19 protein-coding genes and 1 pseudogene are annotated in these 17,262 nt (G+C 67.4%); 10 read left to right on the top strand and 10 right to left on the bottom strand.

From position 1 onward, the window contains the following. The 3 genes from BGN95_RS24955 to nadA form a co-directional block, all read left to right on the top strand. The coding region (locus BGN95_RS24955) for an MBL fold metallo-hydrolase (RefSeq protein WP_286774359.1) at positions 1-614 on the top strand (614 nt) is incomplete at its 5' end. Further along, positions 596-1,294 (top strand): DUF4230 domain-containing protein, encoded by a 699-nt coding sequence (locus BGN95_RS24950; protein ID WP_179513369.1) that lies wholly within the window; start codon positions 596-598, stop codon positions 1,292-1,294. The genes BGN95_RS24955 and BGN95_RS24950, both read left to right, overlap by 19 nt. Positions 1,295-1,560: 266 nt before the next feature. Further along, entirely contained in the window at positions 1,561-2,547 is a 987-nt protein-coding gene (gene nadA / locus BGN95_RS24945) for a quinolinate synthase NadA (protein ID WP_265313860.1), read from the top strand. 175 nt (positions 2,548-2,722) lie between these two features. Here nadA and purQ read toward each other — a convergent pair whose 3' ends face one another. Both purQ and purS read right to left on the bottom strand, forming a co-directional pair. Beyond that, the gene (purQ, locus tag BGN95_RS24940; RefSeq protein ID WP_179513371.1) at positions 2,723-3,388 is read right to left on the bottom strand and encodes a phosphoribosylformylglycinamidine synthase subunit PurQ; all 666 of its coding nucleotides are present in this window, start codon (positions 3,386-3,388) and stop codon (positions 2,723-2,725) included. Further along, entirely contained in the window at positions 3,385-3,627 is a 243-nt protein-coding gene (purS, locus tag BGN95_RS24935) for a phosphoribosylformylglycinamidine synthase subunit PurS (protein WP_286774358.1), read from the bottom strand. The genes purQ and purS overlap by 4 nt, the downstream gene beginning before the upstream one ends. Before the next feature lie 155 nt (positions 3,628-3,782). Between purS and BGN95_RS24930 the strand changes: the two genes are divergently transcribed. Next, positions 3,783-4,523, top strand: coding sequence for a TorF family putative porin (locus tag BGN95_RS24930; RefSeq protein WP_286774357.1), 741 nt, complete (start codon positions 3,783-3,785; stop codon positions 4,521-4,523). A 149-nt stretch (positions 4,524-4,672) separates the two neighbouring features. Here the strand turns inward: BGN95_RS24930 and glnA are convergent, their stop codons facing one another. The 3 genes from glnA to BGN95_RS24915 form a co-directional block, all read right to left on the bottom strand. After that, a complete protein-coding gene (gene glnA / locus BGN95_RS24925; RefSeq protein ID WP_179513374.1) occupies positions 4,673-6,085 on the bottom strand; it encodes a type I glutamate--ammonia ligase in 1,413 nt (470 codons plus the stop codon). A gap of 77 nt (positions 6,086-6,162) precedes the next feature. Then, positions 6,163-6,501, bottom strand: coding sequence for a P-II family nitrogen regulator (locus BGN95_RS24920; RefSeq protein ID WP_174836063.1), 339 nt, complete (start codon positions 6,499-6,501; stop codon positions 6,163-6,165). A gap of 217 nt (positions 6,502-6,718) precedes the next feature. Next, positions 6,719-8,872, bottom strand: coding sequence for a PQQ-dependent dehydrogenase, methanol/ethanol family (locus BGN95_RS24915; protein ID WP_286774356.1), 2,154 nt, complete (start codon positions 8,870-8,872; stop codon positions 6,719-6,721). Positions 8,873-9,036: 164 nt separating this feature from the next. Between BGN95_RS24915 and BGN95_RS24910 the strand changes: the two genes are divergently transcribed. Continuing rightward, positions 9,037-9,780, top strand: coding sequence for an LssY C-terminal domain-containing protein (locus BGN95_RS24910; protein WP_265313862.1), 744 nt, complete (start codon positions 9,037-9,039; stop codon positions 9,778-9,780). 190 nt (positions 9,781-9,970) lie between these two features. Here the strand turns inward: BGN95_RS24910 and map are convergent, their stop codons facing one another. Beyond that, complete coding sequence (map, locus tag BGN95_RS24905; protein ID WP_179513377.1) at positions 9,971-10,798, bottom strand: type I methionyl aminopeptidase; 828 nt, start codon at positions 10,796-10,798, stop codon at positions 9,971-9,973. Positions 10,799-10,851: 53 nt separating this feature from the next. Here map and BGN95_RS24900 point away from each other — a divergent pair, with 53 nt between their 5' ends. After that, on the top strand, positions 10,852-11,610 hold the full coding sequence (locus BGN95_RS24900) for a competence/damage-inducible protein A (protein WP_265269335.1): 759 nt from the start codon (positions 10,852-10,854) through the stop codon (positions 11,608-11,610). A 63-nt stretch (positions 11,611-11,673) separates the two neighbouring features. Here the strand turns inward: BGN95_RS24900 and BGN95_RS24895 are convergent, their stop codons facing one another. Together BGN95_RS24895 and BGN95_RS24890 are read right to left on the bottom strand one after the other, a co-directional pair. After that, on the bottom strand, positions 11,674-11,985 hold the full coding sequence (locus tag BGN95_RS24895) for a hypothetical protein (RefSeq protein WP_286774355.1): 312 nt from the start codon (positions 11,983-11,985) through the stop codon (positions 11,674-11,676). Beyond that, complete coding sequence (locus BGN95_RS24890; RefSeq protein ID WP_179513380.1) at positions 11,985-12,158, bottom strand: hypothetical protein; 174 nt, start codon at positions 12,156-12,158, stop codon at positions 11,985-11,987. The genes BGN95_RS24895 and BGN95_RS24890 overlap by 1 nt, the downstream gene beginning before the upstream one ends. Positions 12,159-12,250: 92 nt before the next feature. Between BGN95_RS24890 and BGN95_RS24885 the strand changes: the two genes are divergently transcribed. Next, positions 12,251-12,871, top strand: a complete 621-nt coding sequence (locus tag BGN95_RS24885) for a S24 family peptidase (protein WP_184316930.1) — start codon at positions 12,251-12,253, stop codon at positions 12,869-12,871. Positions 12,872-12,939: 68 nt separating this feature from the next. Here BGN95_RS24885 and BGN95_RS24880 read toward each other — a convergent pair whose 3' ends face one another. Continuing rightward, complete coding sequence (locus BGN95_RS24880) at positions 12,940-13,668, bottom strand: hypothetical protein (RefSeq protein ID WP_179513382.1); 729 nt, start codon at positions 13,666-13,668, stop codon at positions 12,940-12,942. 137 nt (positions 13,669-13,805) lie between these two features. Then, complete coding sequence (locus BGN95_RS24875) at positions 13,806-13,979, bottom strand: hypothetical protein (RefSeq protein ID WP_179513383.1); 174 nt, start codon at positions 13,977-13,979, stop codon at positions 13,806-13,808. A 117-nt stretch (positions 13,980-14,096) separates the two neighbouring features. Here BGN95_RS24875 and BGN95_RS24870 point away from each other — a divergent pair, with 117 nt between their 5' ends. From BGN95_RS24870 to BGN95_RS24860, 3 genes and pseudogenes are all read left to right on the top strand, one after another. Beyond that, positions 14,097-14,309 (top strand): hypothetical protein, encoded by a 213-nt coding sequence (locus BGN95_RS24870; RefSeq protein WP_179513384.1) that lies wholly within the window; start codon positions 14,097-14,099, stop codon positions 14,307-14,309. 144 nt (positions 14,310-14,453) lie between these two features. Continuing rightward, positions 14,454-16,421: an autotransporter assembly complex protein TamA gene (locus tag BGN95_RS24865; protein ID WP_179513385.1), complete on the top strand. Its 1,968-nt coding sequence runs from the start codon at positions 14,454-14,456 to the stop codon at positions 16,419-16,421. Between the two features lie 5 nt (positions 16,422-16,426). Further along, positions 16,427-17,262 (top strand): annotated as a pseudogene (locus BGN95_RS24860) (translocation/assembly module TamB domain-containing protein); the annotation flags it as partial.

Below are 17,262 nucleotides of genomic sequence, written 5' to 3'. Positions count from 1 at the left end.
CCGCGATCCGCCTCAAGGCGGAGACCGGGGCGCCGATCGTCGGCGCCGCCGCCTTCCGCCTCAGTGACGACGGGCCGCGCGCCGATGCGGCCTTCGATCCCGATTACGCCCCCGATCGCGTGCTCGCCGACGGCGAGCGTGTCGCGGGCGAGGGCTGGACGCTCGAGGCGCTCGCCACCCCGGGGCATACCTCCAACCATCTCTGTTTCGCGCTGCTCGAAAGCAAGGCGCTGTTTTCGGGCGATCATGTCATGGGCTGGTCGACCAGCGTGGTCTCCCCGCCGGACGGCGACATGACCGCTTATATGGCGAGCCTCGAAAAGCTGATCGGGCGCGACGACCGGGTCTATTATCCCGGCCACGGCGACGCGGTGGAAAATCCCCAGCGGCTGGTGCGCGGGATGCTCGGCCACCGCAAGCAGCGCGAGGGACAGATCCTGCGGCTGCTCGGCGAAGGGGTCGCGACGATCCCGGCGATGGTCGGAAAAATGTATGTCGGGCTCGATCCGCGGCTCGCGGGGGCGGCGGGGCAATCGGTGCTCGCGCATCTCGTCGATCTTGAGCGGCGCGGGCTGGCGATAGCGGAAGGCGCGGCATGGCGGCGCGGCGCGTAAGGCCGTTCATCGTCGATTTCGTCGGCGCGCTGGCGATCCTCATATTGCTGGCGGGGGGCGGCTGGTGGCTGGCGCAGCGCTATGTCGCCGCGCGGCTCACCCCCGATCCGACGACGATCGCCAATGCCAGCCTGTCGGGACTGCGCGAGCAGAATCGGCTGTCGGCCTTCGCCGCGCGGTTCGTCGCGGTGGTCACCTCGAAACAGTCGCAATTCGGGCTGAGCGCCGAGCGCACGACGATCATGCCGGGGATGGTGCGCTACGAAGTCGATCTCGGCCGGCTTTCGGCGCGCGACGTGGCGTGGGATGCCGCGACCAAGACGCTGTCGGTGCGGCTGCCCGCGGTCGAGGTCACCCCGCCGGCGATCGATCTCGACGCGATCCGAAGCTATGGCTCGGGCGGGGTATTGATGACGCTGACCGACGCGCGCGAGACGCTCGACGCCGCCAACCGCACCGCGGGGCAGAGCGAATTGCTCCGCCAGGCACGCGCCGCGCCGATGATGACGTTGGCGAAGGACGCGACGCGCCGCGCGGTCGAGCGCAGCTTCGCGATGCCGCTCAAGGCCGCGGGGATCGACGCGACCGTCACGGTGCGCTTCGCCGACGATCCGGTGCGCAACGACCAGCGCTGGGATGTCAGCCGCAGCATCGAGGAAGTGCTCGGCAACGCGAAGTGAGCGCGGTGCATCGTGCGTCCAATCGGGAGTACCTCCCCCGTTCGCCCTGAGCCTGTCGAAGGGCGTCCTGCCGCCCGAGAGTTGGGGACGCCCTTCGACAAGCTCAGGGCGAACTGATCATATGATATCCCGGCCCTCATGCCGGACTTGATCCGGCATCCAGAGTGACGGGCGACGGCGCTTTGTGGCTCTGGATGCTGACTTTCGTCAGCATGACGAATACTGCTCCCTTGATCGCAAGCCGCGGGCGGTCCATCTGACCGGGCATGGAGCAACCCACCAATTTGCGCGGCCTTGATCTGCGCGCCGAGATCGACCGCCTCCGCAAGGAGCGCAACGCCGTCATCCTCGCGCATTATTATCAGAAGCCCGAGATCCAGGATCTGGCCGATTTCGTCGGCGACAGCCTCGATCTCAGCCGCAAGGCGCAGGCGACCGATGCCGATGTCATCGCCTTTTGCGGGGTGCGCTTCATGGCCGAGACCGCGAAGATCCTCTCGCCCGAGAAGATCGTCGTGCTCCCCGATATGGATGCCGGGTGCAGCCTCGAGGATTCGTGCCCGCCCGAACAGTTCGCGGCGTTCCGCGCGCAGCATCCCGATGCGATCGCGCTGACCTATATCAATTGCTCGGCGGCGGTGAAGGCGCTGTCCGACGTGATCGTCACCTCCTCCTCGGCGGAGAAGATCCTCGCGCAGATCCCCAAGGATCAGAAGGTGATCTTCGGCCCCGATCGCAACCTCGGCGGCTATCTCGCGCGCAAGACCGGGCGCGACCTGATCCTGTGGCCCGGCGTGTGCATCGTCCACGAGGCGTTCAGCGAAACCGAATTGCTCAAGCTCAAGGCCGAGCATCCGACCGCGCCGATCGTCGCGCACCCCGAATGCCCGCCGGTGATCCTCGATCATGCCGATTATGTCGGGTCGACCAGCGGGATCCTCGATTATGCCAAGACGTTCGCCGGCGATACGCTGATCGTCGCGACCGAGCCGCACATCATCCACCAGATGGAAAAGGCGCTGCCGGGCAAGACCTTCATCGGCGCGCCGGGGGCGGACGGCAACTGCAACTGCAATATCTGCCCCTATATGGCGCTCAATACGATGGAAAAGCTCTACGTCGCGCTGCGCGACCTCGCGCCGCGGATCGAGATGGACGAGACCTTGCGGCTGCAGGCGAAGAAGAGCCTCGACGCGATGCTGTCGATGGCCAGCGGGACGGTCGGGCAGGGCGATCTGGGCCCGGCGCGGTAACTTTCCGCAGCGACCTGCCCTCTTGGCTCCCCTCCCTGGTGAAGGGAGGGGCTGGGGTGGGCGGGTGTGAGACGGTTGCGCCGTTATCCCCACGGGCCAACCCACCCCCGACCCCCTCGCTTGTTCAAGGGAGGGGAGCAGGAAGAAGATTAGGGGAGGGGCTTTGTAAGTGGCGTTACGCCACTAGTTCCAACAGCCCTTCGAACAGCCGCCGGCCCTCGTCGCCGCCGTGCGCGGCTTCGATGCGGCGTTCGGGGTGCGGCATCATGCCGAGCACATTGCCGGCGTCGTTGAGCACGCCCGCGATGTTGCGCGCGCTGCCGTTGACGTTCTCGGCATAGCGGAACGCCACGCGGCCTTCGCCCTCGATGCGGTCGAGCGTCGCGGCGTCGGCGAAATAATTGCCGTCGTGATGCGCCACCGGGATCAGGATGCGCTCGCCCGCGGCATAGCGGCTGGTGAAGGCGGTCTGCGCATTCTCCACCGTCAGCGCGACGTTGCGGCACACGAAGTTGAGCCCCGCATTGCGCATCAGCGCGCCGGGGAGCAGCCCCGCCTCGGTCAGCACCTGGAAGCCGTTGCAGATGCCGAGCACCGGCAGGCCCTTCGCGGCGGCGTCGGACACCGCGCGCATGATCGGCGAGCGGGCGGCCATCGCGCCGGAGCGGAGGTAATCGCCGTAGGAAAAGCCGCCGGGTAAAGCGACGAGCCCGGTGCCCTCGGGCAATTCGCTCTCGCGATGCCATACCATTGCCGGCTTGCGCCCGGTCACCGCTTCCAGCGCCACCGCGATATCGCGGTCGCAATTCGATCCCGGAAAGACGATGACCGCGGTTTTCATTTCGCCGGCTCCAGTCGTTCGATGCGATAATTCTCGATCACGGTATTGGCGAGCAGCTGGCGGCACATCGCGTCGATCGCCGAGTCGTCGGTCGAATCGGCGACCTCGAGCTCGATCAATTTGCCGACGCGAGCGCTCTCGATGCCTGAAAAGCCGAGGCCGGCGAGCGCGTGTTCGATCGCCTTGCCCTGCGGATCGAGCACACCGGGCTTGAGCGTCACATAGATGCGGAGCTTCATGCGCGCGCCTATGCCGGAGCGCGCGCCGCGCCGCAACCTTTGCTGCACGATGCGACGGATTCTGTCGGACGTCGGGTGAGCCGATCGCGCTGCCGCACTTTCGCCGATTGTTGGCGATAGCACCGCCCCTGTCACCACGCGTAACGGGAGTCCACATGCGCTACGCCGAAATCATCACCGCCGGGCTGCTTATGGTCACGGCGCTGCCCGCCGCGGCGCAGTCGTTCAGCGGCTCGGTCGAGGCCGAGACCGACGAGCGCCGTCGCGGACTGAGCTGGAGCGAGGGCAAGGCCGCGATCGCGGCATCGGCAACGGTCGGGCTGCCCGCCGGGTTCGATATCGGCGCGCGCGTCACCACCTTGCGCGACAGCCCGCGCGCGGGCGGTGCCGATGCGGTGATCGACGGGACCCTGGGGTATAGCGCCGATCTCGGCGGCGGGGTGCGCGGCGAGGCGTTCGCGGTCGCGCATCTCTTCACCGGCGCGCGCGGGGGAATGAATTATATCGAGGGCGGCGCGGGGCTGAGCTATCAGCTCGGGCCGGCGCAGATCGGCGCCGACCTGCGCTACGCCCCGTCGCAAAGCGCGATCGGCGGCGACAATCTCTATCTCGGCGCGCATGCCAATGTCGGCATCCCCGCGACGCCGTTCACGCTCACCGCGAGCATCGGGCGCTCGTCCGGCTCGGTCGACGACGCGTTGCGCGCGGCGCGGCTGCGCCCGGCGGGGACCTATAGCGACTGGCTGGTCGGGGTGCGCCATATCACCGGGCCGCTGACGCTGGGGCTCGATTATTCGGGGACCAATATCGATCGCGCGGATATCGTCGCCTCGCCTTATGCCGATCCGCGCAACAGCGGCGACCGGCTGACCGCGCGGGCGAGCTTTTCGTTTTAACACCGCTGTGTCCCCGCGAAGGCGGGGACCCAGACTGGGCTCCCGCCTTCGCGGGAGCACAAGGGGCTGAAACGCAAACGGCGCGACAAAAGCCGCGCCGTCGCTAGTCGTCGTGGACAGGACGGCCGTGGTGCGGCCGGCCGTTATCCTCAGCCGCTGTAGTACATATCATATTCGACCGGGCTCGGGGTCATCTCCCAGCGCGCGACTTCCTCGTACTTCAGCTCGATATAGGCCTCGATCTGATCCTTCGAGAACACGTCGCCCTTGAGCAGGAAGTCGTGGTCCGCCGAAAGCTGCTCGAGCGCTTCGCGCAGCGAGGCGCAGACGGTCGGGACGTTGGCCAGCTCCGCCGGCGGCAGGTCGTAGAGGTTCTTGTCCATCGCCTCGCCGGGGTGGATCTTGTTCTGGATCCCGTCGAGCCCCGCCATCAGCAGCGCGGCATAAGCGAGATAGGGGTTGGCGAGCGCATCGGGGAAGCGGATCTCGACGCGCTTCGACTTGGCGCCGGTGCCGTAAGGAATGCGGCACGAGGCCGAGCGGTTGCGGCTCGAATAAGCCAGCAGCACCGGCGCTTCGTAACCCGGCACCAGCCGCTTGTAGCTGTTGGTCGACGGGTTGGTGAAGGCGTTGATCGCCTTGGCATGCTTGATGATGCCGCCGATGAAATAGAGGCACATGTCGGACAGGCCGGCATAGCCGTTGCCCGCGAAAAGCGGATTCTTGCCCTGCCAGATCGAGAAATGGGTGTGCATCCCCGAGCCGTTATCTTCCTTGATCGGCTTGGGCATGAAGGTCGCGGTCTTGCCATAGGCATGGGCGACCTGGTGCACGACATATTTGTAGATCTGCATCCGGTCCGCCGTGGTGGTCAGCGTGCCGAAGGTCAGGCCCAGCTCGTGCTGCGCGGCGGCGACTTCGTGGTGGTGCTTGTCGCACGGCAGCCCCATCTCGATCATCGTCGAGACCATCTCGCCGCGGATGTCGACCGCCGAATCGACCGGCGCGACGGGGAAATAGCCGCCCTTGGCGCGCGGCCGGTGGGCGAGGTTGCCGCCCTCATATTCGCGGCCCGAATTACCCGGCAGCTCGATATCGTCGATCTTGTAGTAGCTCGACGAATAGCTGTTCTCGAAGCGGACGTCGTCGAACATGAAGAATTCGGCCTCGGGGCCGACATAGACGGTGTCGCCGATCCCGGTGGCCTTCACATAGGCCTCGGCGCGCTTCGCGGTGGAGCGCGGATCGCGGGCGTAGAGCTCGCCGGTCGACGGCTCGACGATGTCGCAGATCAGGATCAGCATCGGGGTGGCCGAGAAGGGATCGGTGTAGACCGCATCCAGATCGGGCTTGAGGATCATGTCGGATTCGTTGATCGCCTTCCACCCGGCGATCGACGAGCCGTCGAACATCAGGCCGTCGGTCAGCTCATCCTCGCCCAGGATGCTGGCGACCATCGTCAGATGCTGCCACTTGCCCTTGGGATCGGTGAAGCGGAGGTCGATCCATTCGATCTCCTCGTCCTTGATGCGCTTCAGAACGTCGCTGGCCGTCGCTGCCATGATAATAAGCCCTTCGCTCTTGATAGCCGCCGGGCGGTGCCGCCGGCGGGAGTGGTTTCACATAAGTCGATGACGTCTCAGATCGCGTCGTCGTCGCGTTCTCCGGTGCGGATGCGCAATGCGGTTTCAACGGGGATGACGAAGATCTTGCCGTCGCCGATCCGGCCGGTCTGCGCCGCCTGCGCCACCGCCTCGACGACGCGCTCGACCAGCCCGTCCTCGACGACGACCTCCAGCTTCACCTTGGGCAGGAAGTCGACGACATATTCGGCGCCGCGATACAATTCGGTGTGGCCCTTCTGCCGTCCGAACCCTTTTGCCTCGGTGACGGTGATCCCGGACACGCCGACTTCGTGCAGCGCTTCCTTCACCTCATCGAGCTTGAACGGCTTGATGATCGCCTCGATCTTCTTCACGCGAAACTACCCGCCCCCAGTTGAACTCACACCGTATGCGTACGGCTTGCATCGACCGTGCCAGTCGGGCGCACGAAGGGCAAGGCGGCGACTCGCGCGCGGGCCAGCATAATTGCTGCCCGTTTATCGGGCATCGTGGGGTTGCGTGCCGGATTTGGAGGCAGTCGCCGCTCCCTCTCCCCTCCCCGTTGAAGGGAGGGGAGAGGGAGGCGCGCGCTTATTTCCCCGAGCCGAGGTTCTTCTGCGCCCAATGCGCCTCGTCGATCACATAGAGCCGGATGAGCTGCGCCTGATCGGGGGTCAGCACCTTGGCGAAGCTGACCATCCCCTGATCCTTGAGCGCGCCGTCGATCACGATCGACTTCCACGCATCCGCGCTGCCGAGCGCGCCCGAGCGTTGCAGATTGGGCGTCACCCCGCCGCCGCCGCCCGCCGAGGCGCCGTGGCATACCTGGCAGAAGCGCGCGAACAGCGCGCGGCCCTGCGCCACCTGTTCGGGTGTGGCCGCGTTCGCCGGCAAGGTCACCGGGCTGTTGTCGGGCGGGGTGGTCGCGGGGAGCTCGGTTTTGCCGCCGAGCTTGAACACGATCAGCCGCGGATGATTGGGCACCTCCGCCCCCTTGCCATAGGCATAGCCGAGCGACAGCGGCAGCGCGCCGCCGCGCCCGGTGAGGATCGCGACATATTGCGTGCCGCCGACCATATAGGTCGCTGCACCGGCCATCACCCCGGTGCCGACCGGAAAGCTCAGCAATTGCTTGCCGCTATCGGCGGCATAAGCGCGGAACTCGCCCAATGACGTGCCCTGGAAGACGAGATTGCCCGCGGTGGTCATCGTCCCGCCGTTCCACGGCGTCGGATATTTGACCGTCCATTTCGGCTTGTTCGCCACCGGGTCCCACGCGACGAGCAGCCCGGTCGCCCCGGCGGTCGCCGCCTTGATCGTCTTGGCGTCGCGCGGATACATCAGCGCGTCCATATTCTCGCCGACGTTGAACCCGATCGGCTTGGTCTGATCGAGCGGCGCATTCCCCGCCATATAGCCCGCCGCGACGATCTGCGCCGGGATATAGGCAAGCCCCGCCTTGGGGTTGAAGCTCATCGGCTGCCAGTTGTGCGCCGCGATCGCCGAGGGCAAAGCGATGAACGGCTTGCCCGTCTTGTAGAAGCGCGCCGCGGGATTCTCGATCGGCCGCCCGGTCTTCATGTCGTAACCGGTCGCCCAATTGACCCCCGGGATATACTGGCCGGCGCTGATCAATTTGCCGTCTGTGCGGTCGATCACGTAAAAGAAGCCGTTCTTCGGCGCCTGCATCAGCACCTTGCGGTCCTTGCCGTCGATCTTGAGCGTCGCGAGGTTGATCGGCTGGGTCGCGGTGAAATCCCAGCTTTCCGCCGGCGTCTCCTGATAATGCCACAGATATTCGCCGGTCTCGGGCTTCAAGGCGACGATCGAGGAGAGGAACAGATTGTCGCCCTGTCCCTCCGAGCGGAGGCCGTGGTTCCAGGGTGAGCCGTTGCCGACGCCGAGATAGAGCTGGTCGAGCTCGGCATCGTAGACGATCGAATCCCACACGGTGCCGCCGCCGCCGGATTGCTTCCACTGGCCGTTGGCGGACCAGGTCGGCGCGGCCTTCTGCATCGCCGCGTCGGAGGCTTCGCCGTCCTTGGCGCCCGCAGGGTTGGGGACGGTGTAGAAGCGCCACTTCTTCGCGCCGGTCGCTGCGTCATAGGCGGTGACATAGCCGCGCACGCCGAATTCGGCGCCGCCGTTGCCGATCAGCACCATATCCTTCACCACGCGCGGCGCGCCGGTGATCGTATAAGGCTTCGACGTGTCGGTGGTCTGGACCGACCAATCCGCCGCGCCGGTCTTGGCGTCGAGCGCGATCAGCCGCCCGTCGAGCGTGCCGAGATAGAGCCGCCCCTTCCACGCCGCGACGCCGCGGTTGACGACGTCGCAACACGCCTGGACGCCCTTTTGCGGATCGACCTTGGGGTCATAGGTCCACAATTGCTTCCCGGTCACCGCATCATAGGCATAGACCTTGGACCACGGCCCGGTGACGAACAATTTGCCGTCGATGATGATCGGGGTGGCTTCCTGCCCGCGCGCATCGGGCATGTCGGCATACCAGGCGACCCCGAGCTGGCCGACATTGCTGTCGTTGATCTGGGTCAGCGGGGAGAAGCGCTGTTCCTTATAGTTGAACCCGGTCATCGCCCAGTCGCTGCCGTCGCCGCCGGTGGTGAGCAGCGCGCCGTCGACCTTGCCGACCCCCGAGGTGTCGCCGCCCGTCGCCTGCTGCTTGATGCCGCCGCACGACGCCAGCAGCATCGCCGTCAGCGCCAGCGCGAATCCCTTCCGCATATGCCCCTCCTACGCTTTTCGCGTGATGGTGGCGCAGGATTGAAAGGAAGGGAAGGGGGTAAGTCGTCTTGCTTAAAGGCACGCTTTAGAAAGCCGGGTACGGATGCGCCGCCCGGTCGCGCAGAGCCATTGTCAGCGTCTTGAAAGCGCGGCAGCATTCGCCGATGCCCGGCGCCGGCCTGTCCACGATCCTGCCCGACGACCGCGCACGGCGGCGGTGGGGCTGGGGCACGATCGCCGCGCTGGTGCTGCTCGGCGTGCCGTCATTGTGGTTCGCGATGGCCTATGGCGGGTTGCCGCGATTGTGGAGCCGCCACGAGCATAAATTGATCGGCAAGCGCGACGAGCTCGTTTCCTATACCGCGCAGGACATTCCGGGCGATCCGATCAATCTGCGGCTGATCGGCGAGCGCGCGGCGATCGACTGCGCGTTCCGTCGCGCGGGCTGGTCGGGGAGCGATCCGGTCGATTTCCGTTCGGCGCTCGGCATCGCGGCGAGCGTGGTCTTCGCGCGGCCCTATCCGACGGCGCCGGTCAGCCCGCTCTATGTCGCCGATCGGATGCAGGAATTCGCATTCCAGCGCGACGCCGGGCGCAGCGCCGACAAGCGCCACCATATCCGCTTCTGGCAGATCGGCCCGCGCGACTGGCTGGCGGCGGCGACCTTCGACCGCGGGGTCGGGCTGAGCCTGTTCACGCTGCAGGTGACGCATCATATCGGGCGCGACGTCGATGCCGAGCGCAATGCCGCGGGGGCGCTGCTCCAGGCGAGCGGCGCACAGCTGATCGGCGCGCAATCCTCGCGCATCGCCCCCGGCTGGCACCGCAACGGCGGCGGGGACCGATATCGCACCGATGGGATGATCCACGTCTATCGGCTGGGTGGGTGCCAGGGCAGCGTGGGCTAGGGCCGATCGCGACTGGACCCCGGCCTGCGCCGGGGTGGATCGGAGCATTATAGTGCCGTTGTGGTAGCGCCCTTGTGTCCCCGCGAAGGCGGGGACCCAGTCTGGGCTTCCGCCTTGGGTTCCCATCAAAGTAATACTTTGATGGGGGCCTTCGCGGGAGCACAAAGAAGCCGGCGCGACCGCCGGCGTTTTATGCGTAGGGCGGCCGGTCGAGCCCCTTGGGCGAGAGCGTGAAGATCTCGCACCCGTCCTCGGTGATCCCGATCGAATGTTCGAACTGCGCCGACAGCGAACGGTCGCGGGTCACCGCGGTCCAGCCGTCGTCGAGCAGCTTCACGTCGGGGCGGCCGATGTTGATCATCGGCTCGATCGTGAAGATCATCCCGGGCTTGAGCTCTGGCCCGGTGCCGGGGCGGCCGACGTGGATCACCTCGGGCGCGTCGTGGAACAGCCGGCCGAGCCCGTGGCCGCAGAAATCGCGCACCACGCCGTAGCGATGCGTCTCGGCATAACGCTGGATCGCATTGGCGACGTCGCCGAGATGATTGCCCGGCTTGGCCTGCTCGATCCCGAGCATCAGGCATTCATAGGTCACGTCGACCAGCCGCTTGGCCTTCAGCGGCACGTCGCCGATCAGATACATGCGGCTCGAATCGCCGTGCCAGCCGTCGAGGATCGGGGTCACGTCGACATTGACGATATCGCCTGATTTCAAAACCTTGTCGCTGGGAATCCCGTGGCAGACGACATGATTGATCGAGATGCACGAGCTGTGCGTATAGCCGCGATAGCCGAGCGTCGCGGGCACGCCGCCATTGGCGAGGATGAAATCGTGGATCAGCCGGTCGATCTCCGCGGTCGACACCCCGGGCACCATGTGCGGCACGACCATGTCGAGCGTCTCGGCGGCGAGCTTGCCCGCGCGGCGCATCCCTTCGAAGGCGTCGGGGCCGTGCAGCTTGATCGCGCCGTTGCGCCCGAGCGGCGCATCGCTGGTTACAGTCACATATTCGGTCATGCCGAATGATATAGCGTGGCGAAGCGCGATTGGCGAGGCTATGCGGGAGGCGCATGGTAGAGGAACGCATCTGGACCGCCGCGCTCGTCGTCATCGGCGACGAGATTCTTTCCGGGCGCACGCAGGACAAGAATGTCGCGCAGATCGCGCAATGGCTCAACGTCCAGGGCATCCGGCTGGCCGAGGTGCGCATCGTCGCCGATCGGCAGGAGGCGATCGTCGAGGCGGTCAACGCCCTGCGGGTGCGCAACGATTATCTCTTCACCACCGGCGGGATCGGCCCGACGCATGACGATATCACCGTCGACGCGATCGCCGCGGCCTTGGGGGTCGGGGTGGTGCACCACCCGGGCGCGGTGGCGGTGCTCGAACGTTATTATGCGACCCGCGGCGGCGCGACCGAGGCGCGGCTGCGGATGGCGCGGGTGCCCGAAGGCGCCGAACTGATCGAGAACCGCATGTCGGGCGCGCCCGGGATCCGCATCGGCAATCTGTTCATCATGGCCGGGGTGCCGCACATCACCGCGGGGATGCTCGACGCGTTGACCGGGACGCTCGAGGGCGGGCGCCCGGTGGTCAGCGGGACGATCGGCAGCTGGGCGCCGGAGAGCGAGATCGCCGATCTGCTCGCCGCCGCCGAGCGCGCGCATGAAGGGGTGGCGATCGGCAGCTATCCCTTCTTCCGCGAGGGGCGCACCGGGGCCAATTTCGTCATCCGCTCGCCCGATGCGGATCAGGTCGAGCGCTGCATGGCCGAACTTGCCGTGGCGCTGGCGGCGGCGGGGTATCCGACGGTGGCGGGCGGGATTTGAACCTGCTTCCTTCTGCTCCTTTCCCTTGAACAAGGGAGGGGAGTTAGGCGGGCGGAGGGGAGCTTAGCTCTCCTCCACGGTCAGCGCCTCGATCACGAACGCGGTCCGCGCCGCATTCCGCGCAAGCGCCGCGACCGCGATATCCGCGACGAGATGCCCGGCGAGCGGCAGATCGGCCTCCGCCAGCGTTTCCAGCCAGCGATCGAGCGCCGGTCCCGTCTCGCCTTCAACGGTGATCTCGTGGCGCTGCCCGGCGAAGGTCGCGCTCTGCCAGTCGGTCGCGCGGGCGGCGCCGATCGCGATCGACGCGCCGGCGCGCGACGCCGCCGCGGTCAGCGCGCGTTCGAGCAGCCGCGCCGCACCCGGCCCGCGCATCATTGCGCCCCCGCGATAAACGCCTCGACCCGCGCGGTCAGCGCCGGCCCCGGCACCCGCCCGAGCCGCATGTCGCCCACCAGCCGCGGATCGTTCGCGGCGCGGCGGCCGAAGGTCGTCGGCGGCATCCCGCTCTGGCGCAAAAAGCAATCGATCTTGGTCAACAGCGACATGGCGACTCGCCTCCCGATTCCCAAAGTGTTCGCTATTTGTTCTAACAGATTTTCCAACTTGTCCAGGAAATTTCCTGCGACTAGGATGCGGCATGGCTGAAGATCCCCGCGAGGCGCTGATGCGGCTGGCCGAGGCGCGCGGCGTGAGCCTTGCCGCGCTCTCCGCGATGCTCGGGCGCAATGTCGCCTATCTCCAGCAATTCGTCGGCCGCGGCTCGCCGCGCCGGCTGGCGGAGGACGACCGGCGCGCGCTCGCGACCTTCTTCGGCGTCGAGGAAGCGCTGCTCGGCGGCCCGGCGGGGGCCGGCGCGACGGTCGAGCTGCCGTGGCTGGCGGTCGAGGCGGCGGCGGGCGCGGGGGCGGACGTGGGGTCGGAGCGGCTGCTGCGCCCGCTAAGCTTCGCGGCGGAAACGCTGGCCGCGGCGGGGGTCGCGGCGCGACAGGCCTCGGTGATCACCGCGCGGGGCGAGTCGATGGCGCCGACCGTCCTCGACGGCGACCGGCTGGTGGTCGACCGCGGCGACCGGCGGGTCGGGCGCACCGGCGCGATCTTCGTGCTGCGCCGCGACGGCGACCTGCTGGTCAAGCGCGTGACGCGCGCGGGCGAGACGCTGACGATCGCCAGCGACAATCCCGGCTATGCGACGATCGCCGCGCCGGTGGCGGAGATTGCGGTGATCGGGCGGGTGAAGCTGCTGTTGCGGGGGATGTAAGACCTCATCGACCGTTGCTTCGATCCGAAGCGCAGGTGTGTTCCCAAAAGCCCGAATCTACATGCAGGTCAGACGGACTGGATGAAGCGAAGCAGTTCGGCTGCGGGTGGCGAAAACGCCAACGGCCCGATCGCGAGTTCCGTCACCAGAATCGTGCCCACGCCCCAGAAATAGGCCGGATGGATCCGCCCCCGCGCGATCAGATCGGCGGCCATCGCCACCACGCCGAACAGCAAGATCGCGCCGAACATGACAAGCGGCGCCGCCGCGCCGAAGGAGGCCATCGGCAGGAGACGCCCCAGCCCGGGGCCGAGAATCGAAATGGTTGCGCAGAGCATCAGCCGTTTATGCCACTGCCGCTTCCGGCGCATGACCAGACCCGCCGTGACCAAACCTCCGAAGGTGAGAATGCCGATGAGGTTCATCACCATGAACACGGTTGGAGGAAAAAACGGCGGAATCAGGCGATTTCGAATGGCGAAAAGCGTTGCCGCCACGCCCATCGCGACCATCGCCACGGCGAGACCCAGCCCGATCCAGCCGACTCGCCGGTGCAGTCGGACCGACCCTCGAGCGATCAATGCCGGTTGCGCGACGAACAGAAAGACCCACAAGGTGAAGATCGCACCATGAACGTGCAGCAGCATCGGCAGCGGGGGCGTGTCGATAAAATCCCCGGGCACGGTCTGTGAAAACCCCCCGACGAACACCGCGGCCATCGCCAGCGAAATCCACACGTAGAATGCTTGGCTGGTCTCCCCGGCGCGCATTGCGCGCCGCGCGGCGATCGTGGTCATCGCTTTCCTCCCCGGATAGGTGCGGGGGTAATGTAACCGATCGACCGACCGGCGTATTGTAGGGAGCCGTCATCAGGCAATTTGGTCGCCGGCCGCTCGCCGGGGGCCCCCCGTATGTCGATGGCGGGGCTTTCCCCTTACCCCCGCTCGCGCCACCACATCGCGACCGAGATCGCGACGGTCACCGTCAGCCCGATCAGCACCCCGATCGTCGGCTGGCCGGCGGCGAAGCCGAGGATCGCGCCGCCCAGCACGCCGGCGGCGATAAGGAAACCGCCCGCGGCGGAGGGTTTGGAAGGCTGGTCGGGCATCGCCGCGCGCCTTGCCACGGCTCGACGCGCGACGCCAGCGGGTTGCGCGCGACAATGCTTTGGAAACCTAATTCCCGAACCGCGTCTTAGGCACCTTGCCGCTATCGCCGCCCCTCCATGCCTTATCCTCCCTTTGTCGCCGGCCGCGCCGTGCTCGCCGATGCCGAAATGCTGATCCGTGGCTTTGGCGCCGGCGCCGAGGACGAGGCCGCGATGCGCGCCGACCGCAGCCGCGACGTCGGCAACCACCTCCATTTCTGCCACTGGCGGCAGATCGAGCGGCTGGTGGCGTGGCTCGCCGCCGATCGCGCGATCGGCACGATCCACTGATTGCCGTTCGTTCCTCGTCATGCCGGGTCAGACCCGGCACGACGATCGAAGGCTGGCGGCCGCCGTGCAGGCCGGATGTCAATTGATCGCAGAGCCGTTCGCAGCCCCATTTCGTTAACCGCCGCGTCACGCTATCACCGCCTGATGATCCGGCGAGGCGCCGCATTATTGGTCGCGATCCTCGCCGTGCCGCCCGCCGCGGCGCAGCAGCGATCCGCCGCGCCCGCGCCGCCGCCCGCGCCCGTCCCGCAGCAGCCCGCCCCGGCCGGCAGCGACATGCTCGATCCCAATGCGCCGCTAGCGCCGATGCCCGATATCGGGGTCGCCTGGCCCGATCTGTCGAAGCTGCCGCCGGAGAGCGAGGCCGGGCAGGCCGACGTCAATGCCGAAACGCGCTACCGTTATCGCATCGACGGGATCGATGCGGTGGCGAGCCCGCTGCTGCGCCAGCGCTTCGCCGAATTGTCGGTGCTCGACCAGCATGACGGCGAGCCCGCCAATGCCGCACAGCTCGATCGTCGCGCGCGCGAGGATTCGACCTTGCTCGTCACCTTGCTGCGCGCCGAGGGCTATTATGACGCACGGGTGCGCACCCGCGTCGAGACCGAGGCGGGCAAGCCGGTGGTGGTGCTCGCCGCCGATCCGGGGCAGCTCTATCGCCTGACCGGGGTGACGATCGACGGCGTCGCCGCCGCGGGCGACAAGGCGAAGGCGCTGACCGACGCCTTCGGGGTCAAGCCCAACGATCCGGTCAACGCCGATACGATCGCCGCGGGGCAGGCGCGGCTGGTCGATGAGGTCGGCAAACAGGGCTTCCCCTTCGCGACGATCGGCGAGCCCGCGGTGACGGTCGATCGCGCGGCGAAGGAGGCGGTGCTCGATCTGACGATCGATCCCGGCCGGGTGCGGCGCTTCGGCGAAATCCGCGTCAATGCCAACAATCATGTGTTCGACGCCAAGCATGTCCAGGAAATCGCGCGCTTCTCCCCCGGCAAGCCCTATTATGCGCCGGCGCTCGACGATCTGCGCCGCGCGCTGATCCAGACCGGGCTGGTCTCGAGCGCGACGGTCAAGCCGGTCGAGGGCGCGACCCCCGATACGGTGGACATCGACGTCGCGCTCCAGCCCGCGCCGCCGCGCACGATCGCGGGCGAACTGGGCTATGGCACCGGCGAAGGCGCGCGTGCCGAAGCGAGCTGGACGCATCGCAACTTCTTCCAGCCCGAAGGCGCGATCACCTTGCGCGGGGTGCTCGGCACGCAGGAGCAGCTCGCGCAATTCACCTTCCGCCGCAACAATTTCAAAGGGCGCGATCGTGTGCTGACCGCGCAGGTCGCGATCTCGCATACCGAGCGGCTGGCCTATACCGCGAATACCTTCTCGCTCTCCGGCTCGCTCGAGCGGCAGACCAATATCTTCTTCCAGAAGGCGTGGGTGTGGTCGCTCGGCGGCGAGCTGGTCAGTTCCGACGAGCGCGATGTGATCGCCTCGACCGGGCAGCCGCGGCGGCGGACCTATTATATCGCCGCGCTGCCGCTGTCGCTGACCTATGACGGGTCGGACGACCTGCTCAACCCGACCCGCGGGTTCCGCCTCGGCGGGCGGCTCAGCCCCGAATTGTCGCTGCTCGGCAAGGCCTTCGCTTATGCGCGGACCCAGATCGACGCCAGCGCCTATACCCCGCTCGGCGATCGCGTCGTGCTCGCCGGCCGGGTGCGGCTGGGGACGATCGTCGGCGCGCCGCGCGACGCGATCGCGCCGTCGCGGCGCTTCTATGCCGGGGGCGGCGCGTCGGTGCGCGGCTATGGCTATCAGGCGATCGGTCCGCGCGATCCCAATAACGATCCGATCGGCGGGCGCAGCCTGACCGAATTCTCGATCGAAACGCGCGTCAAGGTGTGGGGCAATTTCGGCGTGGTGCCGTTCTTCGACGGCGGCAATATCTATACTTCGCCGATGCCCAAATTCTCCGGGCTGCGCTACGGCGCCGGGCTGGGCGTGCGCTATTATTCCAATTTCGGCCCGATCCGCATCGATCTCGGCACCCCGATCAACCCGCAAAAGGGCGATTCGCGCCTCGCGGTCTATGTCTCGCTGGGGCAGGCGTTTTGAGGCGGGTGGCGAAATGGATCGCCGGGCTGGTTGCGGCGCTGGTGGCGATTTTCGCCGCGGCGGTGCTGATCGTCGATACCGATATCGGCCACCGCTGGGTTGCCGATCGCATCGCCGGGGTGCGCACCCCGAGCGGGCTGCGCTTCTCGGTCGGGCGGATCGACGGCTCGCTCTACACCCGCGCGACGCTGCGCGACGTGCGCGTCTATGATCTCGACGGCCTGGTCTTGTCGGCGCCGGTCGCGCGGCTCGATTGGGCGCCGCTGCGCTGGTTCGCCAACCGGCTCGACATCACTGCGCTCGACGTGCCCGTCGCGACCTTCGCCAAATGGCCGCGCACCCGGCCGAGCGCCAATGCCGGGCCGCTGTTGCCCGATTTCGATATCCATATCGGGCGGCTCGCGGTCGACCGGCTGATCGTCGACCGCCGCGTCACCGGGGTGCCGCGCTACGGGCGGATCCGCGGCAGGGCGGATATCCACGCCGGCCGCGCCTTGGTCGATCTGGCCGCGGTGGTGCAGGGCAGCGACGACCTGCGGCTGCGGATCGATGCGGAGCCCGATCGCGACCGTTTCGATATCGCGGTGCGCGCGCAGGGCGGCAAGGACGGGGTGCTGGCGCGGCTCGCCGGGGTGCGCAAGCCGCTGCGGCTCGAGGTCGGCGGCACGGGGAGCTGGACCCGCTGGGACGGGCGCGCGCTCGGCATCGCGGGCGACACGCGGGTGATCGATCTCGCGCTCGGCAACCGGCGCGGAAGCTATACGCTGAGCGGCGATCTGGTCCCCTCGGCGGTGACGGACGGCAAGCTCGCGCGGCTGACCGCACCGCGCGTCACGGTCAA

Source organism: Sphingomonas sp. 66-10 (assembly GCF_001897045.1).
Classification (GTDB): Bacteria; Pseudomonadota; Alphaproteobacteria; order Sphingomonadales; family Sphingomonadaceae; genus Sphingomonas; species Sphingomonas lycopersici.
Note: the sequence above shows the minus strand (reverse complement) of the source record. Positions and strands in the feature narration are given on the sequence as shown.